We start from the raw sequence: 23402 nt of genomic DNA, 5'->3' as shown, positions 1-23402 counted from the left end.
TCCTTTGAAGGGCCGCCGTGAGCGGCCCCGTCCGTTTCCAACCAGATCGCTGCGCCGCATTTGTCACTGGATGGCGCTGTTGTTGTTAGTGGATAGCGACCGGGGTCAAATCGTTTTCCAGCGCGCCAGCCAGTGCCCGGTCGCGAGCGTCCGAAAGCAGGATCGGCTGGCCATTGGCGGCAAACAGGGCCCACAGTTCCAGCCCGGGCGCGATTTCGCCGAGGCCCGGGAAACGGCCGCGCAGATCGTCGCTCGACACTTTCCTGAGATAGGCGACCGAACCTTCGCCGAGGTGGGCGAATTCGCCGCTGGACATGATGATATTTTCGTTAGTTCTGGTCATTTCAAGCCTCCTTGCCGCGAGACGCCGCTCAAGGCCATCCCGCATGAGAGCTACCGGCAAAAATCAGTCTTTCACCGATATGTTTATTTTTCGTACCAGCCGTTCAGACTCCGGCCGATCGAGATCGATCGACAGAAGGCCGTTCTTCAATTCCGCCGCAATCACCCGCATGCCGTCGGCTAGCACGAAACAGCGCTGGAACTGGCGCGCGGCGATGCCGCGGTGGAGAAATTCGCGCTCGGTATCGTCGTTCTGACGGCCACGCACGACCAACTGGTTCTCCTCCGTTGTGACATCGAGATCGCCTTCCGCGAAACCGGCGACGGCGAGCGTGATCCGCAGCCTTTCGGTTCTGCCGTCGGCACCGCTGAGGCGCTCGATGTTGTAGGGAGGATAGCTGTCACCGGACTTTGCCAAGCGCTCCAGCGTCTTTTCCATGGAATCGAAACCGAGGAGAAGCGGGCTGGAAAAAGGCGTCATTCGGCTCATGTTACAGTGTCCTCTCAAGAGCGACATAAAGTGGAAAAACCCGGATGGCATTTTTCCCGATGGTCTTGATATGGTCCGCCGCCCGGCAGACTTCAAGCCGTCACACGCCCCGCCCAAAAAGACTTGCCAAAACAAGGAATTGAAATGCCCCAATCGCGCAGGATCATCATCGACACTGACCCCGGACAGGACGATGCCGTCGCCATATTGCTGGCACTCGGCAGCGCCGAACTGGAGATCGTCGGCATCACTGCGGTGGCCGGCAACGTGCCGTTGAAACTTACCGAAAAAAACGCCCGCAAGATCTGCGAGCTGGCCGGCCGGCCGGACGTCAAGGTCTATGCAGGCGCCATCCGGCCGCTGGCGCGTGAACTGGTCACGGCCGAGGAAGTGCATGGCAAGACCGGCCTCAACGGGCCGCAATTGCCCGAACCAAAGATGAAGCTGCAGGACGAGTATGCGGTCGATTTCATAGTCGAGACGCTGATGAGGGAGGACAGAGGCACAATCACGCTGTGCGCGCTCGGGCCGCTCACCAATGTTGCGCTGGCGCTGATCCGCGAGCCGAAAATCGCGCCGCGCATCAAGGAAATCGTGCTGATGGGCGGCGGCTTCTTCGAGGGCGGCAATGTCACGCCGACCGCCGAGTTCAACATCTATGTTGACCCGCATGCCGCCGATGTTGTGTTCAAATCCGGCATTCCGATCGTGATGATGCCGCTCGACGTCACCCACAAGGCGCTGACCACCGCCAAGCGCACGAAGGCCTTCCGCAAGCTAGGCACCAGGGTCGGCACGGCCACGGCGGACATGCTGGAATTCTTCGAACGTTTCGACGAGGAGAAATACGGCACCGATGGCGGCCCGCTGCACGATCCTTGCGTCATCGCCTATCTGTTGAAACCGAAGCTGTTCAAGGGCCGCAACTGCAATGTCAGCGTGGAAACCGCCTCGGAGCTCACCATGGGGATGACGGTTATCGACTGGTGGGGAGTGACCAAGCGGCCGAAGAACGCCATGGTGATGCGTGACATCGACCATGATGCGTTTTTCGAGCTTTTGCTGGAAAGGCTGGGGCGGCTTTAAGAGGAGCGCCCCTTCCTTCCCCGTTCTCCCGCAGGAGGAGAAGGGGAGGCGCGTTACTTCGCCTTGGAAAACGCCAGCCACAGGCCGCCGCCGACCAGGAAGCTGCCGCTGATCCGCGACAGCAGCTTGACGCGGCCGGCCGACAGCAGGCGTCCGGCGCGGCCGGCGGCCAGCGCGTAGGTCGAATCCGACACTGCGGCGAAGATCATCGCGGTGAGACCCATGACGCCGATCTGTAATGCGTAATTGCCTTCAGGCGCGATGAATTGCGGAAAGAAGGCGCCGAAGAACACCAGCGTCTTTGGATTGCTGATCGCCACCAGCAGCCCCTGCAGGAAGAAGCCGCCACGCGGCTTTTTTGCCGATCCGTCGGCGTTAAGCTTGCCTTTCGAGCGGAACATCTGCACGCCCATCCAGATCAGGTACGCGGCGCCGATCAGCCGGACCAATTCGAACCAGTGGCCCATGCCGGCGATCAGCGAGGTCAGTCCGATGCCGACAATGGCGATCATGATGGCTAGCCCGGCCTGGGTGCCGGCGACATTGGCGAGACCGGCGCGCGAGCCGTGGCGGATGCTGTTGGCAATGATCAGCGTCACCGTCGGTCCCGGCACCAGGACGATGACGATGCAGGCGACGACGTAGGTGGCATAGAGTTCCAGCGACATTTTTCCCTCCGCAGAAGCCGCTCATGCGGCGCGCTGTCGCGATCAATGCATGGCGATGAGTTGCGTGCAAGTCGGCGAGGCGCCGACAATGCGGAGCTGATGTCAGCAGGCGCCGGCCTGCCATGGCAGCGTTGCCTTATAAGCGGCAGCCGCCCTCAGCACGGAGAGGTCACCGCGCGGCCGCCCGATCAATTGCATGCCCATCGGCCTGCCCCTGTCGTCGAAGCCCGCCGGTACGTTAACCGCCGGGCAGCCGCCCAGAGTGGCGAGCGCTGAGACCTGCATCCAGCGGTGATAGCTGTCCATGGCACGCCCGGCCACTTCCCTTGGCCAGTGGGTGACGATATCGAAGGGAAAGACCTGTGCGGCTGGCAGTGCAATCAGGTCGAAACGCTCGAAGAGCGACAGCAGCATTCGATGCCAGGACGAGCGCCTCACCGTTGCAGCATGGATCTGCGGCGCTGTGAGCCGCAGCGCATGTTCCACCTCCCACACGGCCTCCGGCTTCAGCAGACTGCGTTTAAAGGGATCGTCGTAATGCGCCTTGAGCGCACAACCGCTGCTCGCCTGGCGAAGCGTTACAAAGGCCTGCCATAGCGCTTCGAAGTCGAATTCCGGCATCAGCGGCTCGGCCTCGAAGGATACATCCGCGAACCGGCCGAGTGCTGCCTCGCAAAGCTGTAGAATGCCTGCTTCAACCGGCAGATGGCCGTCGAGATCGCCGAGCCAGGCGATACGCCCGCCGGCCGCCGGCGTTTCCAGCCTTTCGAGGAACGAGCCTGGCTTATCATGGGACAGCGGCGCGCGAGGATGATAGCCGGCCTGAACATCGAGCAGCAGCGCCATGTCGCGCACGTTACGCCCCATCGGCCCTTCGACGCCCATTTGTGCATGAAACACATCAAGGTCAGGGCCAGCCGGCACCAATCCCTGCGATGGGCGCAAGCCATAAACATTGTTGTAGGCAGCGGGATTGCGCAGCGAGCCGCCAAAATCGCTGCCATCGGCAACGGGAACCATATCGAGCGCCAGCGCGACCGCCGCGCCGCCGCTCGAGCCGCCGGCGGTCAGCGCCGGGTCGAACGCATTGAGCGTCTGTCCGAACACGGTGTTGTAGGTGTTGGAGCCAAGCCCGAATTCGGGAACGTTGGTCTTGCCGATGATGATGGCGCCGGCTTCGCGGACGCGCTCGACGAAGAAGTCGTCTTCCTCAGGCACGAAATCGGCGAAGATCGGCGAGCCGAAGGTGGTTCTCAGGCCTTTTGTCAGCGCAAGATCCTTAATCGCGATCGGCAGGCCGAACAGCGATCCGGTATCTACTCCTCGCGCCAGACGGGCGTCAGCGCTGTCGGCCTCGCGCAGGATGTCAGCATGCTCACGCAATGAAACGATAGCGCTGACCAGCGGGTTCACCGCCTCGGTCCGGTCGAGGAATGCCGCGATCACTTCGCGCACCGAAAGTTGCCGGCGCCTGATCTTCTCGGCAAGCTCCACGGCAGACAGGCGGCAGATGTCGCCGGCGGGCGGCACCGCATGCTTCGTGGTCGGGCGCGCGGTTGTCATCCGGCTTTAGCCCGCAGATTTCTGCAGGGCGGCATCCACGTCCCTGGCCAGCGGGATGGCCGGCTGTGCACCGGCTTTCAGGCAGGCCAGCGAACCGGCGGCGGCAGCGCGGGCAAGCGCCTGGTCGAGCGGCAGGCCGGCTGCCAGCCCGGCGGCGAAATAGCCGCAGAACGTATCGCCGGCACCGACCGTGTCGAGCGGAGTGATCTGCAGCGCCGGAACCATCAGGAGATCGTCCGGCGTTGCCGCCAGAACGCCGTCCGGGCCAAGCGTGACGACGATGGTGCGGCCGGTTCTCGCGGCATAGTCGCGCATCCGTGCCGGGCGGTCGCGGCCACTCAACGACAGCGCCTCGCCATAGAGGTCGAACTCGGTTTCGTTGGCGACGAGGTAGTCGGCCTTGCCGAGGAGGCCGGCCGCGTCGCTATGGAAAGGGGCGGTGTTGAGCACGGTGACCGCCCCGGCCGTCCTCGCCGCGTCAAGCGCCGTCTCGACCGTTTGCAGCGGGACTTCCAACTGCAACAACACGACATCGCCGTTCTTCAGGAAAGCTTTGGAAAGATCACCCGGCACGACCGAATCATTGGCGCCCGCCACGACGGCGATCACGTTCTCGCCGTCGACGCCGACCATGATCAACGCGGTGCCGGTCGAGGCAAAGGTCTCGCCGACGCCGGACAAGTCGATCTTGCCGTCGCGCAGCAGCGCCAGAGCCTCGTTGGCGAAGCTGTCCTTGCCGACTGCGCCGACCATCCGCACCTTGACGCCGGCGCGGGCGGCGGCCAGCGCCTGGTTAGCGCCCTTGCCGCCGGGGGCAGTAGCGAAACCGGAGCCGCGCACCGTCTCGCCGGGACCGGGCAAGCGGTCGACAGTGGCGATGAGGTCGAGATTGATGGAGCCGATGACAACGATCAAGAAGTGCCTCCCGCTAGCGCATGTCACGCTAATTGCGCGGGAAGCTACTCCGTAAGATCGCTGCTTGTCACCCTAGTGCTCCTTCCATCGCTCCTATCGTTCCATTCGTTGGCTATCAAGATGAGACTTTTCCAGCCTCCCAGCCGAGGATCGCGCGTTTGCGGGTCAGGCCCCAATGGTAGCCGGTGAGCGCGCCGGACTTGCCGAGAGCCCGGTGGCACGGCACGACGAAGGACATCGGATTGGCGCCGACCGCGGCACCCACGGCCCGGCTGGCGCTCGGTGCGCCGATGCGCGCGGCGATCGAGGAATAGGTGCAGGCCTTGCCCATCGGAATACGCAGCAAGGCTTCCCAGACACGGACCTGGAAGTCGGTGCCGATCATGACGACGCGCAGCGGCTGGTCGGCGCGCCACAGCGTCGGATCGAAGATGCGCGCGGCATAGGGCGCTGTCGCCGCCATATCCTCGACATAGGTCGCGTTCGGCCAGCGGCTGGACATGTCGGCAAAGGCAGCGCGCTCGCCGCCGGGGTCGTTGAAGGCAAGGCCGGCGAGGCCGCGCTCAGTCACCATGATCAGCGCGATGCCGAAAGGCGAGATATGATAGCCGTAGCGGATGGTGAGCCCAGCGCCGCGGGTCTTGTAATCGCCCGGCGACATCGCTTCGTGGGTGACGAACAGATCGTGCAGCCGGCCTGGGCCGGACATGCCGAGTTCGAACGAGGTTTCAAGCAGCGGCATGCCGGCATCGAGCAGTTTGCGCGCATGATCGAGGGTAACGGCCTGCAGAAAGGCCTTGGGCGACAGGCCGGCCCAGCGGGTGAACAGCTTCTGCAGCCCGGTCGGCGTCTCGCCGACCTCCTCGGCCAGCACTTCCAACGAAGGCTGGTCGCGATAGTCGAGGCTGATCTTTTCGATGGCACGACGGACGATTTCGTAGTCGCCGCCTTCAGGCGTGATGTCTTTCTGAAGGATTGCTGTCGTTTTGAGAGGCATTTGGGCGTTCATGGCAGTATCTCCTTGAGTGCGAATATCGTCTTTCGCGGCGCCGATCACCACCCGAAACTTGCTTTCCCACGGTATGTACCCAGATAGAGCTGGCTTTGAATGGGGAGGACAATGATGGCCGGCGAGAAGGTGCATCTGACCAAGGAAAAAGAAACGCTGCTGATCACTGTCTACGGCAAGGCGCTGGAAAGCCGGCTTCCCAACTCGCTGCTGAAAGACCGTTTCGCGGACGAGGCGGTTCGCCGCATCGACTACGACTTCTCGCGGCTCAAGGTCGACGACAATCTCGGCGTTGGTCTAGCGATCCGGGCCAAGACGCTGGACGACTGGGTTTCGGCTTTTCTGGTGAACAACCCGAACGCCATTGTCCTGCATCTCGGCTGCGGGCTAGACACGCGAATATTCCGCATCGATCCGCCGCCCGGCGTGGACTGGTTCGACGTCGATTATGCCGAAGTCATCGAGCTCAGGCGCAAGCTCTATCCGATGCGCGAGCATTATCACCTGATCGGATCATCCGTCACCGAGCCTGGCTGGCTGGACGAAGTGCCCGGCGATCGCCCGGCGATGGTCGTGGCGGAGGGCCTGACACCCTACCTTGCCGCTGACGAGGGCCCAAGGCTGGTTTCGCGGCTTGTGTCGCATCTGGCCAGCGGCGAACTTGTCTGCGATGCCTACAGCGACCTTGGTCTAAAGCTCGTGCGCCTCAACCCGTCGTTCCGCGCCACTGGAGCCGAACTCCGCTGGGCGATCAACGATCCGCGCGACTTGGAACGGTCAGTACCCGGCCTGCGGTTGGTCGAGGAAACCATGGCTTACAAACCCGAACATGCCGCCCGTGTGAGCTGGTTCGCCGGACTGGTCTTTCGCCTCTGGAGCCACATTCCGGCTCTTCGGAGGGTCGGCAGGCTATTGAGATTTCGGTTTTGATCGTCAGCGCGCTTTGGCGGTCGCCAGAGCGCGTGAAAATGCGGTGGCAAAACTCTCGCGGTCGTCGGGGTTGAGAAAGCCGCCGATCGAGACGGTTCTTCCTTGCGCCTCGACCGCCATCCTGGTGATGCCGATCTCGGTGTGGCGGGCGATCGAAAAGCGCGCCCAGAACGGATTGAAGCGGTGTGATTCCGATTTGCCTGACGGGGCGGTTTTGCGGATGTCGAGGCTGGTGCGTGACACCGATACCTCCTCGCGAGCCCGGGCGGCACGATAATTGGCGCGGAAGGCGATGTAGACGGCGATCACGTCGAGGCCGAAGAAGCCGAACACCGGCCAGGCGCCGCGCGACAGAAAAAACGCTCCGGTCGCCAGCCACCCGAACAGCAGTGCGCCCATCAGTATGGCAAAGCCGGTCTTGCCCAGCGACCGGTGCGGTGTCAGCAGCGCCTGGAAGAATGGCTCGTCGGCCTGAAACGAGGCGTTTGTGTCGCTCATCAGGCAATATTATAGGAAGGCAATGACAAGCCCCAAGCCCAAAACCTTTTCCGCGCTAAAAAAAGACCTGTTGCCCGGCCGCCGCGACGGCTCGAACGCCAAGCCGCGTCCGCGGCCCGAAAAATCCCGCGCGCTTTACAGCGCGGCCGAGGTGCATGAGATTTTCCGGCGTTTTTCCGTTCAGCGGCCGGAACCGAGGGGCGAACTCGAACATATCAACGCCTTCACGCTACTGGTGGCGGTGGTGCTTTCGGCGCAGGCGACGGACGCCGGCGTCAACAAGGCGACGCGGGCGCTGTTCAAAATTGCCGACGCGCCGCAAAAGATGCTGGCGCTGGGCGAGGCCAAGCTCGGCGACCATATCCGCACCGTCGGACTATGGCGCAACAAGGCCAAGAACGTCATCGCGCTGTCGGAGGCGCTGATCCGCGACCATGGCGGCGAAGTACCTGAGGATCGCGATCAGCTGGTCGAGCTGCCGGGTGTCGGGCGCAAGACCGCCAACGTCGTGCTCAACGTCGCCTTCGGCCAGCATACGATGGCGGTCGACACGCATATCTTCCGCATCGGCAACAGGCTCGGGCTGGCGCCGGGCAAGACGCCGGAACAGGTCGAGCAAGGGTTTTTGAAGATCATTCCGGATGAATACATGCGGCATGCGCATCATTGGCTGATCCTGCACGGCCGCTATGTCTGCAAGGCGCGCAAGCCGGATTGCCCGGCCTGCGTCATCGCCGATATCTGCAAGGCCAAGGAAAAGACGACCAGCGTGCCTGCACCACTGGTCGAAATCGCGCCGCTCGGGCCAATAGAAGCAGCTGCTGAATCAATGCCAGCCACTTGACGGTGAAGTTCCTCCTATGTGGTTCCGTCCAGATTCAGGAACTCTCCTCGACGAACACCTCCTCGCGCTTCTTCTTGACCGCGGGGAGAAACACGATGACGAGCACGGCAAGCGCGATGAGGAGCAGACTGGCGCTGATCGGCCGCGTCACGAAGGTGCTCGGATCTCCGCGCGAGATGATCATGGCGCGGCGCAGGTTTTCCTCGAGCAGCGGGCCGAGCACGAAGCCGAGCAGCAGCGGCGCAGGTTCGCAGCGCAGCTTGGTCAGGAGGTAGCCAAGTAAGCCGAAAAAGGCGACGGCATAGAGGTCGTAGACGTTGGTGTTGACGCTATAAACGCCGATCGAGCAGAACGCCATGATGATCGGGAAGAGCACATAGTAGGGGATGGTAAGAAGTTTCACCCAAAGTCCGATCAGCGGCAGGTTCAAGACAATCAACATCAGATTGCCGATCCACATCGAGGTGATGATACCCCAAAACAGCGCAGGCTGTTCGATGGCGACATTGGGGCCTGGCACGATGCCCTGGATGATCATCGCACCGATCATCAGCGCCATTACCGGGTTGGCCGGAATGCCGAGCGTCAGCATCGGGATGAAGGAGGTCTGAGCGCCGGCATTGTTGGCCGATTCCGGCCCGGCGACGCCTTCGATGGCGCCCTTGCCGAATTCCCCCGGATTGTTCGAGACACGTTTTTCGACGGTGTATGAGGCAAAGGCGGCAAGGATCGCACCGCCTCCCGGTAAAATGCCGAGCGCCGAACCGATGATCGTTCCGCGCACGATGGGAGCCGCCATGCGCCGAAGATCTTCGCGGGTCGGCATAAGGCCGGAGATCTTTCGGATCAGCACGGATCGCTCATGCTCGTTTTCGAGGTTGCGCAGTATCTCGGCGACGCCGAAGACGCCGACCGCCACTGCAACGAAATTCAGCCCGTCGGCATATTCGCGGATGCCGAGCGTGAAGCGGGGCGTGCCGGTGTAGATATCGGTGCCGACAAGGCCGAGCAGCAGGCCGAGCACGACCATGGCCAATGCCTTGACGATTGAGCCGTGGGCGAGCGCGACGGACGAGACCAGGCCGACGATCATTAGCGAAAAATACTCGGGCGCGCCGAATCTCAGCGCTATCGCCGTCAGCGGTGGGGCGAAGATGGCGATGAGGAAGGTCGACACCGTGCCGGCAAAGAACGAGCCTATCGCCGCGGTCGCCAGGGCTGCTCCGGCGCGGCCGTTCCTGGCCATCTGATAGCCGTCGATTGCGGTGACGGCCGACGAGGATTCGCCGGGCATGTTGATGAGAATGGCGGTGGTCGAGCCGCCATACTGCGCGCCGTAATAGATACCGGCGAGCATGATGAGAGAGGAAACCGGGTCGCCGATCTGGAAGGTGATCGGCAACAGCATGGCGATGGTTGCGGTGGCGCCGATGCCGGGCAGGACGCCAATCAGCGTGCCGAGAAGGACGCCGATCAGGCAGAAACCGAGATTTATCAAAGATGTGGCTGTCGAAAAGCCGAGTGCGAGGTTGTTGAGGAGTTCCATTTCATCTCCTCACAACGATAGTGGCAGCCATGGGCCGAAACGCCGGAACGGCAGGCCGAGTGCGTAGCTGAAGACGACGAATGCGAACAGCGTCAGGCCGGCTGACAGCGCGAGTGCGGTCAGCGGCTTCATACGGCCACTACCGAACGATGCGATCAGCGCCGTCAGGAAGATCGACGGGATGAAGCCGAGGCCGCGCACCGTCAGGCCGAAGAAGATTGGGGCAGGCAGGATGAACAGCATGCCGCGCCACGCAATGTAACCGATCGGCTCGCTCTCGAAACGCACTGCTTGGACGAGGATGGCGGCGCCAAGCAGGATCAGCACGATCGCCAGCACCAGCGGGAAATAGCCCGGCCCCATGCGAAAGGCGGTGCCGATTTCGAGCCCCAGCGACTGCAGCGCGAAAAAGGCGCCAACAAAGATCAACAGCGCCGCGCATATGCCGTTGGTTCTGTCGATTGCGAAAGGTTTCATGGCGTCCTCCCGGCCCGCCTCACGGGCGTGCCGATGCCGGTGTAAAAACGGGGCGCTGGCAGCGCCCCGTTAAAAGCTTTAGTCGGCGTACTGGCCGGCCGCTTCGATGATCGGCTTCCAGCGCGCGATCTCACTTTCCAGCTTGGCCTTGAGCGCGGCCGGCGTGGCGTCGGCCGCGGGCGACGGCTTGGTGCCGAGTTCGGCAAATCGGGCGACGACGTTCTGGTCCTTCAGAGCCACCTGCAGAGATTTCGACAGGCGTTCGGTGATCTCGGCCGGCGTGCCCTTTGGTGCATAGATGCCGTGCCAGATACCGACCTGCACCTGGGGTAGGCCGGCTTCTATCGTCGTCGGCACGTCCGGCAGCACGTCGAGGCGTTGTGGCGAGGTTACGGCATAGGCTTTGATCGTGCCGCCCTGAATCTGCTTGGTGGTATTGGTCGTCTGGTCGCACATGATATCGACCTGGCCGCCGAGAAGATCGGTCATGGCCGGGCCGGTGCCCTTATAGGGTACGGTGACCAGCGGCGTGCCGATGGCGCTCATGAACAGCATGCCGCACAGATGCGAGGCGGCACCGATCCCGGCATTGGCAACGGTGATACTGTCCTTGTTGGCCTTGGCATAGTCGACCAGCCCCTTCAGATCGGCCGGCTCGAGGTCCTTGCGGCCGACGATGGTCATCGGCACCTCGGTGACGAGGCCGACATATTCGAACGCGTTCAGCGTGTCGTAGGCGAGCTTTCTGTAGAGCGTAGCACTTGTCGCCATGCCGATGTGGTGGAGGAGCAGCGTATAGCCGTCAGGCTCGGCATTTGCCACGCGGCCAGCGCCCAGTGTGCCGCCGGCGCCGCCGACATTCTCGACGATGACCTGCTGGCCGAGGTCTTTCGACATAGCTTCCGCGACAAGACGCGTGACGGTGTCGGTCGGGCCGCCGGCCGAAAACGGCACGACAATGGTGATGGTGCGTTCAGGGTAGGTCTGCGCGCCAGCGGCTAACGAGTAAAGCATGGCGCCCGCAGCGACAGCCAGCGCGGGGATGAATTTTCGCATCGTATTTTTCCTCCCAGGATATGATTGCCAACCGCTGCGCGGGTTCCTCCAGCACCGACTGTAGATGGAGCAATAACTAGCGCAACCCGGCAAATGACAATCGGCTTTAAACGGCAAATTCTAATAGCCGTAGCCGCGCACCATCGCCGCCGCGAACACCGGGATCAGCAGGAAGGTGAAGGCCTCGGTGCGGACATAGGTGCGAACTGACGCTAGCTCCGCCGCAGGCACCTGGAAGCCGGGACTGACGCTCGCCTGCCTGGCCCAGGACAGGAAACGGATGGTCGGGACAATCGACAACAGGCCGACAATGGCGAACGCGGCCATCTTTGCCCAGAAAACCCAGTGGTATACGTAGAATTCCCAGCCTTTCAGACCATAGACGACGCGGCCGATGCCAACGACGATGATCAGCATGGCAATGATGCCGTAGTGACGGTCGATGCCGACAAGCCGCTTCAGCGTCGCGGCGGACAAGTCGCTGCGGATCAGGACGAATTCGGCGCCGATGATGCCTGCCAGTGAAAACACCAGCAGATGATGGAAGATGGCAAGTACAAGGTCGGTGGTGTCCATGCGGTTTCCCCTCTGTCGGACGGCAGCGCCGAAACCCAACGCGCCTGACCAGATACTGGTGAAAAGCTAACACCGCTTGGCAGGATTCACATCAGCTGGAAGATGATCTACACAGCCTTGGCTCTTGTTTTGCGCAACGGATTTGGAGTTCCCGTCTCGTGCATGTCGCCGTCCCGATTTTTGCACGACCGGCATTAGGCACCAGCAACGCAACCGAGGCATGACCATGGCCAGTCCGCAAACAATTGTCGCTCCAGTGATTGAGACCTCGCGCACGGTCCTGCGGCCGCACCGGCTTGACGATTTCGACGCCTATGTCGCTATGTGGACCGATCCCGTCGTCACCCGCTTTATTGGCGGCAAGCCGCGCACGCGCGAAGAAAGCTGGATGCGTTTCCTGCGCCATGCCGGCCTGTGGTCGCTTCTGGGTTACGGCTTCTGGGCGGTCGAGGAAAGGGCGACCGGCCGCTTCATCGGCGAGGCCGGCTTTCACGATCTGAAACGCGACATGACGCCCTCGATCGAGGGCATTCCGGAGGCCGGATGGGCCTTGGTTTCGGCCGTGCATGGCCAGGGTTTGGCCAGCGAAGTCGTCGCACGGGTGCTTGCCTGGGGCGATGAGGCGCTTGCAGCTGCGAAGACCGTCTGCATCATCGATCCGGAAAACACCGGCTCGCTGAACGTCGCGGCAAAATGCGGTTATGGCGAAGTGCTGCGAACCGTCTATCAAAACAAGCCGACCATTCTGCTCGAGCGGCAGCGCTGACGGCGTCTGGCCTCTGCCTGCGACGTCGTCGTCGGGCATCGAGTTCGCCTGCCTGAACATCGCACAGGCCGATTGTACCGCATGCGGAGAGTTCTGTCTTTGACAGGATGACGCAAACTCTGCATGAATTTCATCGAGCGGGTCTGAATTCAGGCTACGTTTTGGCAGGCACCGGAGGAGGTGTCGCGATTTTGGAGGAATCCCATGCTGAACAGACGCAGATTCTTGATGAGCACCGCGGCAGCAGGTGCTGCCGGGCTCGCGGCATCGCATTTTGCCGCCGCCTTCGCACAGGACGCACCGCAGCTGCAGATTTTCGTGCCGGCGGCGCCGGGCGGCGGCTGGGACCAGACGGCGCGCGCCATGGACCAGGTACTGCGGAGCGAAAAGCTGATTTCCGGCTCGCAGATCACCAATGTCGGCGGCGCCGGCGGCACCGTCGGCCTGCCGCAGTTCGTCAATCAATGGAAGGGCAAGGGCAATGCGCTGATGGTGGCCGGCATGGTCATGGTCGGCGCCATCATCGCCAATAAGGCGGCCAATAACCTGACAGAGGTCACGCCGATCGCTCGCCTCACCGGCGAGTTCGAGGCGCTGGTGGTGCCGGCCGCCTCGCCGTTCAAGACTGCGGCCGACTTCGTCGCCGCTCTCAAGGCTGACCCGACAAAGGTTCCGGTCGCCGGCGGTTCGGCCGGCGGTTCGGACCATATACTGTTCGGTCTCATCGCCAAGACCGTCGGTGTTCCTGCAACCAATCTGTCCTATGTGCCTTTTGCCGGCGGCGGCGAGGCGCTGTCGGCGCTGCTCGGCAACCAGGTCGCGGCCGGCATCTCCGGCTATGGCGAGTTCGCCGAACAGGTCAAGGCGGGCGCGCTGCGGCTGCTTGCCATCTCCGCCGACAAGCGCCAGGAGGGCATCGACGCGCCGACGATGAAGGAAGCCGGCATCGATGTCGAGCTGTTCAACTGGCGCGGCGTCTTCGCACCGCCCGGCGTTTCGGACGACGACAAGGCAGCAATGATCAAGCTGATCGAGACCATGGCCAAGAGCGACGCCTGGGCCACCGAATGCAAGAACCGCAACTGGACGCAGATACTGCTCACCGGCGACGACTATGCGAAATTCGTCGCCGAAGACACGGCCCGCATCGGGACGATCCTCAAGGACCTCGGCCTGGCGTGATGCTCTCGGCAAGGGCGGCCTGCGCCAACCCTTGCCGACTTTCGCCAGCCGCATGGACATAAGCTCCGCCGGAGGTGAAACTACACCGAGATCGACCGCGGGAACCGGCCCGAGGAGGCCGGCCCTAGGGAGACCGACATTGGGAGGACGATGATGAGCACCAGCGACCAGCAGGCGCCGCCGCGCCTTGCAGTGCCCGAACTGCTGATCGGCGTTGGGCTCCTCGCCTGTGCGGGTGCGGTTGCCTGGCAGACGCTGGCAATCCCGGTCTCGCCGCTCTATTCAAAGGTCGGTCCGACCGTCTTCCCCTACATCACCATGGCCGGGATGGTGATCCTGTCGCTGCTGCTCATCATTGCCGCCTTGCGGGGCGGCTGGCAGCCGGAGGACGAAAAGGAGACGCCGACCGACTGGAAGGCGATGGGCATCGTCGCCCTCGGACTGATCGCCAACCTCGTGCTGATCCAGCCGCTCGGCTTTACCGCCGCATCTGTCGTCATGTTCGTCCTCATCTGCCACGGTTTCGGCAGCCGGCGTCCGCTGCGTGACGTGCTGCTCGGTCTGATCCTGGCGCTGGCCGCCTATTTCGGCTTTGCCAGGGCGCTCGGCGTCAATATCGGCGCCGGCTTCATCGAAAACCAGCTGAACGCGACTATCGATTCGGTCATTGCCATGCTGAGGGGCTGACGCCATGGAAACGCTCGGCCATCTCGCGCACGGATTTTCGGTCGCCTTCTCGCCGATCAATCTCATATGGTGCCTGGTTGGCACCACGCTGGGGACTGCGATCGGCGTGCTGCCCGGCCTCGGACCGGCACTGACCATCGCGCTGCTGTTGCCGATAACCTATCAGGTGGCGCCGGAAGCATCATTCATCCTGTTTGCCGGCATCTACTACGGCGCCATGTATGGCGGCTCGACGACATCGATCCTGCTCAACACGCCTGGCGAAAGCGCCACCATCGTCACCGCGCTGGAGGGCAACCGGATGGCCCGCTCCGGCCGAGGCGGTGCGGCCCTGGCGACCTCGGCGATCGGCTCCTTCGTCGCCGGCACGCTGGGCACGATCGGCGTTGCCTTCCTGGCGCCGATCGTCGTCAAATTCGCGCTGGCTTTCGGCCCGGCCGAATATTTCTCGCTGATGGTGCTGGCCTTCATCACGGTCTCGGCGGTGCTCGGCTCGTCGTCCGTGCGCGGCCTGACCAGCCTTTTCGTCGGCTTCGTCGTCGGCATGATAGGCGTCGACCTGCAGACGGGGCAGCCGCGCTTCACCTTCGGCATGAGCGAATTGTTGGACGGCGTCGATGTCATCGTCGTCGCCGTTGGCCTGTTCGCCGTTGGCGAGACGCTCTACATGGCCTCGCGCCGCTACGCCGGCAAGGACGAGATCGTGCCGTTGAAAGGCTCGCTCTACATGACCGCGGCCGAATGGTCGCGATCGTGGAGGCCATGGCTGCGCGGCGCCCTGATCGGCTTCCCGATCGGCGCCATGCCAGCCGGCGGCGCCGAAATCCCGACCTTCCTCTCCTATGCCATCGAGAAGAAACTCTCCAGACACAAGGAGGAGTTCGGCACGGTCGGCGCCATCGAGGGCGTTGCCGGACCGGAAGCGGCCAACAATGCATCCGCGGCCGGCGTGCTGGTGCCGATGCTGACGCTCGGCCTGCCGACCTCGGCGACGGCCGCGATCATGCTGTCGGCTTTCCAGAGCTACGGCATCAATCCGGGGCCGCTGCTGCTGACGACGCAGGCCGACCTGGTGTGGGGGCTGATCGCCAGCCTGTTCATCGCCAACGTCATTCTCGTCGTCCTCAACCTGCCGCTGATCGGGCTCTGGGTGCGATTGCTGAAGATTCCGGCGCCGCAGCTCTATGCCGGCATCCTGGTGTTCGCCACGGTCGGCACCTACGGCATCTCGCAATCGCCGATCGACCTCGTCATCCTCTATCTGCTCGGTGCCGCCGGCTTCCTGATGCGGCGTTTCGATTTCCCGACCGCGCCGGTCATCATCGGCATGATTCTCGGGCCGCTTGCCGAAACGCAGTTCCGCCGCGCGATGACCATCTCGAACGGCGACTGGACGGTGTTCTACAAGCATCCGCTGTCGCTGACGCTGCTGACGCTGGCCTTCATCGGGCTGGTTGGACCGCATATCTGGGCCTACATAGAGCACAGGCGCATGCGTGGACCGGAGCATGTGCCGGGCGATGCCTAAGCTGTTCGTGGCGTCATGACAGACCTGCTTTCCGGCGTCCGGATCCTTGATCTGACCAATGTGCTGGCCGGCCCCTATTGCGCCTACCAGCTGGCGTTGCTCGGGGCCGACGTCATCAAGATCGAGACGCCGCAGGGCGGCGATCTGGCGCGTCAGCTCGGCGCCTCTCCGCAGCTCAACCGGGCGGGTATGGGCGCTTCGTTCCTGGCGCAGAATGCCGGCAAACGCTCTGTGGCGCTCGATCTCAAGCAGCAGGCCGACCGCGAACGCTTCCTCGATCTGGTCGCTTCGGCCGACGCGCTGGTCGAGAATTTCCGCCCCGGCGTAATGGACCGGCTGGAGCTTGGCCATGCCAGGCTGAAAGAGGTCCGGCCAAGCCTTGTCTATTGTGCGATATCGGGCTTTGGCCAGACAGGGCCGATGCGCGATAATCCAGCCTACGATCAGATCATCCAGGGTCTTTCCGGCATTATGAGCATCACCGGTACACCGGAAACGGCGCCGCTGCGTGTCGGCTATCCGGTCGCCGATACGCTTGGCGGGCTGGTCGGGGCGTTCGCCATCACTGCCGCGCTGGTCAAGCAGAAGACGACAGGCGAGGGCGCGTTCCTCGACGTCTCGATGCTCGAATGCACGCTTTCTGCGCTCGGCTGGCCGGTGTCGAACTATCTGACGGCGGACGTCGAGCCGCAGCCGATGGGCAATGAAAACATGACGGCCGCACCGTCCGGCGCGTTTCGCACCGGCGACGGCTTGCTCAACATCGCAGCCAACAAGCAGGAGCAGTTCGTCACACTGTGCCGGTTGATCGGCCGGCCGGAACTTGCGTCGGACGTCCGCTTTGCGGAGCGAGAAACGCGCAAGCAGAACCGAATTGCATTGAAAGCGCTGATCGAGGATGCCTTGGCGAGCGGCTCTGCCGCCGGCTGGGAGGAGACGTTCAATCGCGCCGGCGTGCCGGCGGGCCGGGTGCTGACAATCCCGCAGGTACTGCAAGAGCAACAGGTGATCGAGCGCGGCATGACGGCGCGCTTCCAGGCTGTGCCCGGGATGGAGCGGCCGCTGACCGTGGTGCGCGGCGGCTTCATGGTCGATGGCGAGGCACCTCTGCCGAGCAGGCCGCCGCCGGGGCTCGGCCAGCATATGGACGAGGTTTTTGCCGGCCTGCCGCCACGCGACAAGAAAAGAGTGAAGCCATGAGCGGCACGGAAAGCAAGACTGGCCGCGCGCGCGGCGAGGAATGGTGGCGGACCGGCATCATCGAGATGCGGCCTGGCGTTATCCGGCTGCGCGGCTATGAGATCCAGGATCTGATCGGCCGTGTCAGCTTTCCGGCAATGATCTGGCTGATGCTGCGCGGCGAACTGCCGAGCGAGGAGCAGGCGGCTCTGCTTGGTATTGCGCTGGGGGCCGCCGTCGACCATGGGCCGCAGGCGCCGTCGATCGCCATCGCCCGCATGGCGATCACGTGCGGCGTCGGCATCAACAGCGCCATGGCGTCTGCCATCAACGTGCTTGGCGACGTGCATGGCGGCGCCGGCGAACAGGCGCTTTCCATCTACGGAGACATCGCCGCCCAACTGGACGCCGGTGTGCCCCTCACGGACGCCGTGTCGCTGCGGGTCGATCGTTTCCTTGCTGGGGAAGACGGTTATGTGCCCGGGCTCGGCCATCGCTTCCACCCGGTGGACCCGCGGGCGCCCCGCCTCATCGAGCTGACCCGCGAGTTTGCCGCGCACGGCGTCGTCAGCGGGCGCTTCGCCGATATCGCCGAAATGGTCGAGGCGGAAGTTGCGCGGCGCAAGAACAAAAAAATCCCGCTCAATATAGACGGCGCCACGGCCGTCATCTACGGCGAGCTCGGTTTCCCGCCGCCGCTGACGCGCGGCCTTTTCGTGCTGTCGCGCTCGGTCGGCATCCTGGCCCATGCATGGGAACAGTCGCAGGAAAGCGACCGCAACAAAGGGCCGCTGCCGCGCGAATGGCTGTGGGCCTATACCGGCACGCCGGTGCGGCCTCTGCCCGAGGAAGACGACGGCAGTCAGTGAGGCATCGGTTCAAGCGACGGCGGCGGACGCTGGAGCCAATTCCACCCCGATACAGTCGGGACAGGCCTCCATCCTTTATTGAGCGTGATCTTTTCCGGAAGCCGGATTCAGCTTTTTGGGATTGTGCTCCAGCTCGGCAATCCCGATGTTCCTCACCAGCGTCGAAAGATCGGGCTCGTCGATCAGCAACGCCGCGTCGGCAGGCGTCAGCCATGCCCGCTGCCGCCGCTTGGCTTCCTGCCAATTGGCAAGTTCCTCGGTTACTTCCAGCAAATAGACGACGACATCGACGCGAACGAAGCGGTTCGCCAGCCGCTTCCAGTAGTGATAGGTGCCGGCCGGCTGTTTCAGCGTCTTGCCGAGAACTCCGGCTTCTTCCTGTGCTTCGATGGTGGCCGCCTTGCGGCCGCTCTTGCCCTTCATCGGCCAGCCCTTCGGCACGATGAAGCGCCTCGTCGTTCGCGATGTGACCAGCATCACCTCGAAATCGCCATGCCCGTTCAGCCGAAACGGGATCGCCGCGACCTGGCGAATCCGGTCGCCCTTCCTTGCCTTGCGTACGACCTTCTTTCTGCTGGCTGCCATTCAAAAATCCAGTCGAAGCGGCCCGAAGCAAGAAGGGCAGCAATTGCTAAGTCCAAACCACCCTCGATGTCCTCTCAGGTGCGGCGGCATCCAAGCATAATAAGTCGGCTAAATAACTGAAACGTTAGCGGCAAGTGCTGACAAAGCCGCCGCTCCCCGACGGCAGCAACTGGCAAGTTGGCCTCATCTGCGGCACCTCCTGCCGTTGCGGTATTGGGATTTGGCGATCCTGGGCACGGTACTGCTGTTGCTCCTGCTGGTATTGCTGCCGCCGCAGCCTGTTCTCCAACATCTGCAACTGGTTTTTCTGGATCAACACGTCGCGGTCGGCGGAACTGGCGACCTGTGCCGACGAAGCAGGATTTACGCCCCACAGCATCGCCGCTGTCAGCATTGCCGACCCAAAAAACTGCAATAGGCGAAGCCGTGGCATCCGTTCATTCCCGCACAAAACCGTTCTTCTCTTAATATAGGGCTTTTGTCCGACGACGCCATGGCTGCCGCTGATTTGAAGCGGATTGGAAGAGGCGTTTCGGCTTGGGATGCTCGTTGCTCAATCGACTTCGCGCAGCCGGTATCCGACGCCGGTTTCGGTGGTGATATAGCGGGGTTGGTCGGGCGTTTTTTCGATCTTTTGCCTGAGCTGCCGCACGTAGACTCTGAGATATTGAACGTCGGTGGAATCGCCCCAGACCTGCTTCAGCAGGAATTGGTGGGTGAGAACCTTCCCGGCGTGCTGCACCAAGGTGCGAAGAATGTCGTATTCCTTCGGCGAGAGCTTTATCTCCTTGTCCTCGATCTTGACGATGCGCTTCACCAGATCGACGGAGAGGTCGCCGGTTTGGAACACCGGTCTCTCACCCTGCTGCTGGAACTTGTGGCGAAGCGCCACGCGGATGCGCGCGACAAGCTCGTTCATACCGAATGGCTTGGTGACATAGTCGTCGGCGCCGAGTTCGAGGGCCGAGACGACGCCGACCTCATCGGTGCGGCTGGAAAGAATAACCACGGGAATGTCCAGGCCATCATCCCGCCATTTGCGGAGCAGCTCATGCCCGCTCATGCCGGGCAGGCCGAGATCGAGCAGGACAAGGTCCGGCTTTTCCGTCTCGATGAGTTCCATCGCCGCCCTGGCGTTCGGCGCCTCGCTGATCGCATAGCCCTGGCTTCCAAGCCCCACGCGAAGCAGTTTCCGGATCGGCGGTTCATCGTCGACCACCAATATCCTGACGTCCAGGCTCGTCATGGCAGATGGTCCATGTTTTGATCGTCCGCATCGGGTTCACCGAGGTCGGGCGGTTCTGCCGGCGCCGGCATCGCGATGGTGAAAACCGCGCCCGGACGGTCGGTCCTGTTTGCCGCCGAGATCGTTCCGCCCATCGCTTCGATGAAGCCGCGGCAAATCGACAGGCCGAGCCCTGTGCCGGCACGCACCTGGTCGCCCTTGCGCACCCGATAGAATGTATCGAAAACGCGCTCCAGATCGGCTGGCGGAATGCCTGGTCCCTCATCCATGATCTGCAGGATGACGAAGCCATTGTCTAGCCAGCCCTGCAAGCGGATCGTCGAACCGGGCGGCGCATATTTTGCGGCATTGTCGACGAGGTTGAACAGCACCTGCTCGAACAGAACCGGATCAGCCTTCAGCATCGGCAGGTTCTGTGGGATGTCGATTTCGGTCTTATGCTCGCCGATGATTTTCTTCGCCCGCTGTAATGCCGACCCGACAATGTCTCCGACATAATGGAAAGCGTAATTAGGCTCCATTGCGCCAGACTCGATCTTGGTCATGTCGAGCAGATTGGCGATGAAGCGGTTCAGCCTTTCCGATTGATCAAGCACGGTCGACAGCAGTTCCGCCCGGTCCTGCTCGGGAAGTGCGGCCTCGAAGTCCCTGAGTGTTCCGGCCGCGCCCATGATGGCGGCAAGCGGCGTTTTCAAATCGTGGGAAATGGACGTGAGCAAGGCCGAGCGCAGACGGTCTGCCTCGGCCGCAAGCTTGGCCCGGTCAACATCGGCGACGAGCTGGATGCGCTCGATGGCGACCGCCGCCTGATCGGCGAGCGCATCGAGCAGACGCTGCCGCTCGGGCGTCAGCAGCGGACCTTGCTTGTCGTTGTCGAGGCCAACGACGCCCACCGCCATGCGTCCGGTCCGCAAGGGCAGATATAGGCGTTTTGCTCCGGGCAGCGTGTCGGCGCCGCGTCCGGCGGCGCGGTTATGCTCCCACGCCCAACGGGCTGCTGCGATGTCGGCCTCGGCCAACGTATCGTCGGGTGGGTAGCCGGCCTTGACCGCAATCGTGCCGTTCTCCGGCAGAAGCAGCACCACCCTCAGCTTCAGCATCGAGGCGATCTGGAAGGCAGTCGCCCAGAGGACGTCATCAAGCGTGCCAGCGCCGGCGAGCTTCTTTGAGAAGAGATAAATGTCTTCCGTTGCGCGTGCCCGCGAGCGGGCAGCGACCGCCTGACGCTGCACGCGCGCTGTCAGATTGCTGGCAATGACCGCGACAACCAGGAAGACGGCAAGCGCAACGATGCTCTCCGGATCGTCGATCGTCAGCGTGTAGCGTGGTTCCAGGAAGAAATAGTTGAAGGCAACGGCGCTGATGAGGCAGGCATATAAAGCCGGCCAGAGACCGCCGGTCACCGCCGACGTCAGGACCCCAATGAGAAAGATGATCGCCAGATTGCGGACGTCGAGAAACTGGTCGAGAAGAACGGCGAAGGCGAGCGAGCCAACAATATAGGCCGTGGCCTTGAGATAGGGCCAGATCTCGAACTGCCACTGCTCGTCCGCCGCCTTGACGGTCCTTGATGTCGCCTCGGCGTTGCGTTCGTTTCCCGAAATGATATGGACACTGATGTCGCCGGCATTGCGGATGAGATCGTAAGTGAGGGAGCCTTCGATCAATTCGCGCCAGCGCGATCGGGTCGGCCTGCCGATCACGATATGGGTGAAGTTGTTCGCCGTCGCATGGCGAACGATGTCTTGCGCGACGTTCTGACCCGGAATGGTCGTGACCTCGGCACCGAGCTGCTCGGCAAGGCGCAGCTGCGTCGCCAGTCGATCCTTGTCCTCCTCGGGCATGGCGGCTGAACGAGGGGTATCGACATGAAGCGCCGTCCAGGGGGCGCGGAGTCGGTCGGCCAACCTCCGCGCATAGCGTACACGGGCCGCCCCGCCCGGACGCGCGTCGACGCAGACGAGAACCCTTTCCCCCGCCGCCCACGGCCCGGGTATCGCGTGGGCCTGCATATGGGTCAGCAACTGCTCGTCGACCCGCTGGGCAGTGCGGCGGAGCGCCAATTCCCGGAGCGCCGTCAGGTTGCCCGGCGAGAAGTAGTTCTCGATGGCGCGCTGGGCGGTGCTGGGGATATAGACCTTGCCTTCCCCAAGCCGCCTGATCAGGTCGTCGGGGGTGAGATCGATGATCTCGATGTCGTCGGCCTGGTCGATGATGGAGTCGGGGACAGTTTCCCGCACCCTGACGCGGGTGATCTGAGCCACGACATCGTTCAGGCTCTCGACGTGCTGGATGTTCAGCGTCGTGTAGACATCGATGCCGTGCGTCAGGATTTCCTGGACGTCGAGGTAGCGCTTGGGGTGACGGCTGCCTGGCGCGTTGGTATGGGCAAGTTCGTCGACCAGAACCAGCGCCGGTTGACGGGCGAGGATGGCGTCGAGGTTCATCTCCTCGAGGATCCGCCCCTTGTAGTCGATCTCAAGGCGAGGAATGACCTCGTAGCCCTCGACCAGCGTCTGGGTTTCCTTGCGGCCGTGCGTCTCGACGATGCCGATCACCACGTCGACCCCGTCGGCCAGCCTGGCGCGGCCCGACATCAGCATCTCGTAGGTCTTGCCGACACCGGGGGCGGCGCCGAGAAATATCCTCAGGCGACCGCGCTCCTCCCGCTCGGCATGCTCGAGCAGCGCGTCGGGAGAGGGCCTGGTTTCGGCGGTGCGGCTGTCGTCCGGCATTAGGATCAATCATGAACGGTGCCGGCTTCGGTGTCGATCCCGGCGCCGGTCCTTCACTGTTTCATCGCATCGTCCAACGCAAGGTTGAGGGCCATCACATTGACCACCTGCTCGCCGATGAAGCCCAATTCGCGATCCTCGACATGGCTGTCGACAAGCGATTTGATCCTGGATTCATCGACGCCCCTGGCCTTCGCCACCCTGGCGACCTGGAAATAGGCGCCCTCTGGGCTGATATGCGGATCGAGGCCGCTGCCGGACGTGGTGACCAGATCCATCGGCACCGGCTGGTTCGGGTTTTCTGCTCTCAGCTTTTCGGCGTCACTCTTGATCCTGTCGATGAGCTTCGGGTTGGTTGGGCCGAGATTCGAGCCGCCCGAGGCGGCGCCATTGTAGCCGTCGCCGGCAGCCGACGGACGGCCATGGAAATAGCGGTCGCTGGTGAAGGCCTGGCCGATCAGCTCGGAACCGACGACCTTGCCGTCCCTTTCCATCAGGCTGCCATTGGCCTGGCGCGGAAATAGCGCGTGGGCAATGCCGGTCATGCCGATCGGATAGGCCAAACCTGTCAGAACCGTGAAGAAGACGATCATGACGATTGCGGGCCTGATTTGATTAAGCATCG

General features: G+C 62.9%; 25 protein-coding genes. 9 read left to right on the top strand and 16 right to left on the bottom strand.

Annotated elements, in window-relative coordinates:
* Positions 1–85 precede the first annotated feature (85 nt).
* Together AC0L2P_RS17300 and AC0L2P_RS17295 are read right to left on the bottom strand one after the other, a co-directional pair.
* Complete coding sequence (locus tag AC0L2P_RS17300; RefSeq protein ID WP_473502535.1) at positions 86–343, bottom strand: BQ00720 family protein; 258 nt, start codon at positions 341–343, stop codon at positions 86–88.
* Positions 344–406: 63 nt separating this feature from the next.
* Positions 407–832, bottom strand: a complete 426-nt coding sequence (locus AC0L2P_RS17295) for an Hsp20 family protein (protein ID WP_473502534.1) — start codon at positions 830–832, stop codon at positions 407–409.
* A gap of 144 nt (positions 833–976) precedes the next feature.
* Between AC0L2P_RS17295 and AC0L2P_RS17290 the strand changes: the two genes are divergently transcribed.
* Positions 977–1918 carry a nucleoside hydrolase gene (locus tag AC0L2P_RS17290; RefSeq protein WP_473502533.1) on the top strand — a complete coding sequence of 314 codons (942 nt, stop codon included), beginning with the start codon at positions 977–979 and terminating at the stop codon, positions 1916–1918.
* 53 nt (positions 1919–1971) lie between these two features.
* Here AC0L2P_RS17290 and AC0L2P_RS17285 read toward each other — a convergent pair whose 3' ends face one another.
* The 4 genes from AC0L2P_RS17285 to AC0L2P_RS17270 all read right to left on the bottom strand — a co-directional run bounded on the left by AC0L2P_RS17285 (position 1972) and on the right by AC0L2P_RS17270 (position 6073).
* Entirely contained in the window at positions 1972–2586 is a 615-nt protein-coding gene (locus AC0L2P_RS17285) for a LysE family translocator (RefSeq protein ID WP_473502532.1), read from the bottom strand.
* 102 nt (positions 2587–2688) lie between these two features.
* A complete protein-coding gene (locus AC0L2P_RS17280) occupies positions 2689–4149 on the bottom strand; it encodes an amidase (RefSeq protein WP_473502531.1) in 1461 nt (486 codons plus the stop codon).
* A 6-nt stretch (positions 4150–4155) separates the two neighbouring features.
* On the bottom strand, positions 4156–5064 hold the full coding sequence (locus AC0L2P_RS17275) for a ribokinase (protein WP_473502530.1): 909 nt from the start codon (positions 5062–5064) through the stop codon (positions 4156–4158).
* A gap of 115 nt (positions 5065–5179) precedes the next feature.
* Positions 5180–6073, bottom strand: coding sequence for a methylated-DNA--[protein]-cysteine S-methyltransferase (locus tag AC0L2P_RS17270; protein WP_473502529.1), 894 nt, complete (start codon positions 6071–6073; stop codon positions 5180–5182).
* Positions 6074–6187: 114 nt separating this feature from the next.
* On the opposite strand from AC0L2P_RS17270, the gene AC0L2P_RS17265 reads away from it, so the two are divergent.
* Complete coding sequence (locus AC0L2P_RS17265) at positions 6188–7003, top strand: class I SAM-dependent methyltransferase (RefSeq protein WP_473502528.1); 816 nt, start codon at positions 6188–6190, stop codon at positions 7001–7003.
* Between the two features lie 3 nt (positions 7004–7006).
* Here the strand turns inward: AC0L2P_RS17265 and AC0L2P_RS17260 are convergent, their stop codons facing one another.
* Entirely contained in the window at positions 7007–7501 is a 495-nt protein-coding gene (locus AC0L2P_RS17260; RefSeq protein WP_473502527.1) for a DUF2244 domain-containing protein, read from the bottom strand.
* A 22-nt stretch (positions 7502–7523) separates the two neighbouring features.
* Here AC0L2P_RS17260 and nth point away from each other — a divergent pair, with 22 nt between their 5' ends.
* Entirely contained in the window at positions 7524–8345 is an 822-nt protein-coding gene (nth, locus tag AC0L2P_RS17255; protein WP_473502526.1) for an endonuclease III, read from the top strand.
* 34 nt (positions 8346–8379) lie between these two features.
* Here nth and AC0L2P_RS17250 read toward each other — a convergent pair whose 3' ends face one another.
* The 4 genes from AC0L2P_RS17250 to AC0L2P_RS17235 form a co-directional block, all read right to left on the bottom strand.
* On the bottom strand, positions 8380–9891 hold the full coding sequence (locus tag AC0L2P_RS17250; protein ID WP_473502525.1) for a tripartite tricarboxylate transporter permease: 1512 nt from the start codon (positions 9889–9891) through the stop codon (positions 8380–8382).
* A gap of 9 nt (positions 9892–9900) precedes the next feature.
* Complete coding sequence (locus AC0L2P_RS17245) at positions 9901–10368, bottom strand: tripartite tricarboxylate transporter TctB family protein (RefSeq protein ID WP_473502524.1); 468 nt, start codon at positions 10366–10368, stop codon at positions 9901–9903.
* 78 nt (positions 10369–10446) lie between these two features.
* Positions 10447–11424: a tripartite tricarboxylate transporter substrate-binding protein gene (locus AC0L2P_RS17240; protein WP_473502523.1), complete on the bottom strand. Its 978-nt coding sequence runs from the start codon at positions 11422–11424 to the stop codon at positions 10447–10449.
* 120 nt (positions 11425–11544) lie between these two features.
* Entirely contained in the window at positions 11545–12000 is a 456-nt protein-coding gene (locus AC0L2P_RS17235) for a DUF2214 family protein (protein ID WP_473502522.1), read from the bottom strand.
* Between the two features lie 226 nt (positions 12001–12226).
* Here AC0L2P_RS17235 and AC0L2P_RS17230 point away from each other — a divergent pair, with 226 nt between their 5' ends.
* The 6 genes from AC0L2P_RS17230 to AC0L2P_RS17205 all read left to right on the top strand — a co-directional run bounded on the left by AC0L2P_RS17230 (position 12227) and on the right by AC0L2P_RS17205 (position 18211).
* Complete coding sequence (locus tag AC0L2P_RS17230; protein WP_473502521.1) at positions 12227–12766, top strand: GNAT family N-acetyltransferase; 540 nt, start codon at positions 12227–12229, stop codon at positions 12764–12766.
* Between the two features lie 204 nt (positions 12767–12970).
* Positions 12971–13948 (top strand): Bug family tripartite tricarboxylate transporter substrate binding protein, encoded by a 978-nt coding sequence (locus AC0L2P_RS17225; RefSeq protein WP_473502520.1) that lies wholly within the window; start codon positions 12971–12973, stop codon positions 13946–13948.
* A gap of 153 nt (positions 13949–14101) precedes the next feature.
* On the top strand, positions 14102–14635 hold the full coding sequence (locus tag AC0L2P_RS17220; protein WP_473502519.1) for a tripartite tricarboxylate transporter TctB family protein: 534 nt from the start codon (positions 14102–14104) through the stop codon (positions 14633–14635).
* A gap of 4 nt (positions 14636–14639) precedes the next feature.
* Positions 14640–16163: a tripartite tricarboxylate transporter permease gene (locus AC0L2P_RS17215; protein ID WP_473502518.1), complete on the top strand. Its 1524-nt coding sequence runs from the start codon at positions 14640–14642 to the stop codon at positions 16161–16163.
* Positions 16164–16178: 15 nt separating this feature from the next.
* Complete coding sequence (locus tag AC0L2P_RS17210; protein WP_473502517.1) at positions 16179–17363, top strand: CaiB/BaiF CoA transferase family protein; 1185 nt, start codon at positions 16179–16181, stop codon at positions 17361–17363.
* Positions 17360–18211 (top strand): citryl-CoA lyase, encoded by an 852-nt coding sequence (locus AC0L2P_RS17205; RefSeq protein WP_473502516.1) that lies wholly within the window; start codon positions 17360–17362, stop codon positions 18209–18211. The genes AC0L2P_RS17210 and AC0L2P_RS17205 overlap by 4 nt, the downstream gene beginning before the upstream one ends.
* Before the next feature lie 75 nt (positions 18212–18286).
* Here AC0L2P_RS17205 and AC0L2P_RS17200 read toward each other — a convergent pair whose 3' ends face one another.
* The 5 genes from AC0L2P_RS17200 to kdpC form a co-directional block, all read right to left on the bottom strand.
* On the bottom strand, positions 18287–18796 hold the full coding sequence (locus AC0L2P_RS17200; RefSeq protein WP_473502515.1) for an NUDIX hydrolase: 510 nt from the start codon (positions 18794–18796) through the stop codon (positions 18287–18289).
* Between the two features lie 124 nt (positions 18797–18920).
* On the bottom strand, positions 18921–19229 hold the full coding sequence (locus tag AC0L2P_RS17195) for a hypothetical protein (RefSeq protein ID WP_473502514.1): 309 nt from the start codon (positions 19227–19229) through the stop codon (positions 18921–18923).
* 120 nt (positions 19230–19349) lie between these two features.
* Complete coding sequence (locus tag AC0L2P_RS17190) at positions 19350–20042, bottom strand: response regulator transcription factor (RefSeq protein WP_473502513.1); 693 nt, start codon at positions 20040–20042, stop codon at positions 19350–19352.
* Positions 20039–22777 (bottom strand): DUF4118 domain-containing protein, encoded by a 2739-nt coding sequence (locus tag AC0L2P_RS17185; RefSeq protein WP_473502512.1) that lies wholly within the window; start codon positions 22775–22777, stop codon positions 20039–20041. Before AC0L2P_RS17185 ends, AC0L2P_RS17190 begins: the two co-directional genes overlap by 4 nt.
* A 53-nt stretch (positions 22778–22830) precedes the next feature.
* Positions 22831–23400: a potassium-transporting ATPase subunit KdpC gene (kdpC, locus tag AC0L2P_RS17180; RefSeq protein ID WP_473502511.1), complete on the bottom strand. Its 570-nt coding sequence runs from the start codon at positions 23398–23400 to the stop codon at positions 22831–22833.
* Positions 23401–23402: the final 2 nt, after the last annotated feature.

Source organism: Mesorhizobium sp. WSM4836 (assembly GCF_055811815.1).
Note: the sequence above shows the minus strand (reverse complement) of the source record. Positions and strands in the feature narration are given on the sequence as shown.

Coding starts and splice junctions, on each gene's coding strand:
- AC0L2P_RS17300 (WP_473502535.1), bottom strand. CDS start 343: ATGACCAGAACTAACGAAAATATCATCATGTCCAGCGGCGAATTCGCC.
- AC0L2P_RS17295 (WP_473502534.1), bottom strand. CDS start 832: ATGAGCCGAATGACGCCTTTTTCCAGCCCGCTTCTCCTCGGTTTCGAT.
- AC0L2P_RS17290 (WP_473502533.1), top strand. CDS start 977: ATGCCCCAATCGCGCAGGATCATCATCGACACTGACCCCGGACAGGAC.
- AC0L2P_RS17285 (WP_473502532.1), bottom strand. CDS start 2,586: ATGTCGCTGGAACTCTATGCCACCTACGTCGTCGCCTGCATCGTCATC.
- AC0L2P_RS17280 (WP_473502531.1), bottom strand. CDS start 4,149: ATGACAACCGCGCGCCCGACCACGAAGCATGCGGTGCCGCCCGCCGGC.
- AC0L2P_RS17270 (WP_473502529.1), bottom strand. CDS start 6,073: ATGAACGCCCAAATGCCTCTCAAAACGACAGCAATCCTTCAGAAAGAC.
- AC0L2P_RS17265 (WP_473502528.1), top strand. CDS start 6,188: ATGGCCGGCGAGAAGGTGCATCTGACCAAGGAAAAAGAAACGCTGCTG.
- AC0L2P_RS17260 (WP_473502527.1), bottom strand. CDS start 7,501: ATGAGCGACACAAACGCCTCGTTTCAGGCCGACGAGCCATTCTTCCAG.
- nth (WP_473502526.1), top strand. CDS start 7,524: ATGACAAGCCCCAAGCCCAAAACCTTTTCCGCGCTAAAAAAAGACCTG.
- AC0L2P_RS17250 (WP_473502525.1), bottom strand. CDS start 9,891: ATGGAACTCCTCAACAACCTCGCACTCGGCTTTTCGACAGCCACATCT.
- AC0L2P_RS17245 (WP_473502524.1), bottom strand. CDS start 10,368: ATGAAACCTTTCGCAATCGACAGAACCAACGGCATATGCGCGGCGCTG.
- AC0L2P_RS17240 (WP_473502523.1), bottom strand. CDS start 11,424: ATGCGAAAATTCATCCCCGCGCTGGCTGTCGCTGCGGGCGCCATGCTT.
- AC0L2P_RS17235 (WP_473502522.1), bottom strand. CDS start 12,000: ATGGACACCACCGACCTTGTACTTGCCATCTTCCATCATCTGCTGGTG.
- AC0L2P_RS17230 (WP_473502521.1), top strand. CDS start 12,227: ATGGCCAGTCCGCAAACAATTGTCGCTCCAGTGATTGAGACCTCGCGC.
- AC0L2P_RS17225 (WP_473502520.1), top strand. CDS start 12,971: ATGCTGAACAGACGCAGATTCTTGATGAGCACCGCGGCAGCAGGTGCT.
- AC0L2P_RS17220 (WP_473502519.1), top strand. CDS start 14,102: ATGAGCACCAGCGACCAGCAGGCGCCGCCGCGCCTTGCAGTGCCCGAA.
- AC0L2P_RS17215 (WP_473502518.1), top strand. CDS start 14,640: ATGGAAACGCTCGGCCATCTCGCGCACGGATTTTCGGTCGCCTTCTCG.
- AC0L2P_RS17210 (WP_473502517.1), top strand. CDS start 16,179: ATGACAGACCTGCTTTCCGGCGTCCGGATCCTTGATCTGACCAATGTG.
- AC0L2P_RS17205 (WP_473502516.1), top strand. CDS start 17,360: ATGAGCGGCACGGAAAGCAAGACTGGCCGCGCGCGCGGCGAGGAATGG.
- AC0L2P_RS17200 (WP_473502515.1), bottom strand. CDS start 18,796: ATGGCAGCCAGCAGAAAGAAGGTCGTACGCAAGGCAAGGAAGGGCGAC.
- AC0L2P_RS17195 (WP_473502514.1), bottom strand. CDS start 19,229: ATGCCACGGCTTCGCCTATTGCAGTTTTTTGGGTCGGCAATGCTGACA.
- AC0L2P_RS17190 (WP_473502513.1), bottom strand. CDS start 20,042: ATGACGAGCCTGGACGTCAGGATATTGGTGGTCGACGATGAACCGCCG.
- AC0L2P_RS17185 (WP_473502512.1), bottom strand. CDS start 22,777: ATGCCGGACGACAGCCGCACCGCCGAAACCAGGCCCTCTCCCGACGCG.
- kdpC (WP_473502511.1), bottom strand. CDS start 23,400: ATGCTTAATCAAATCAGGCCCGCAATCGTCATGATCGTCTTCTTCACG.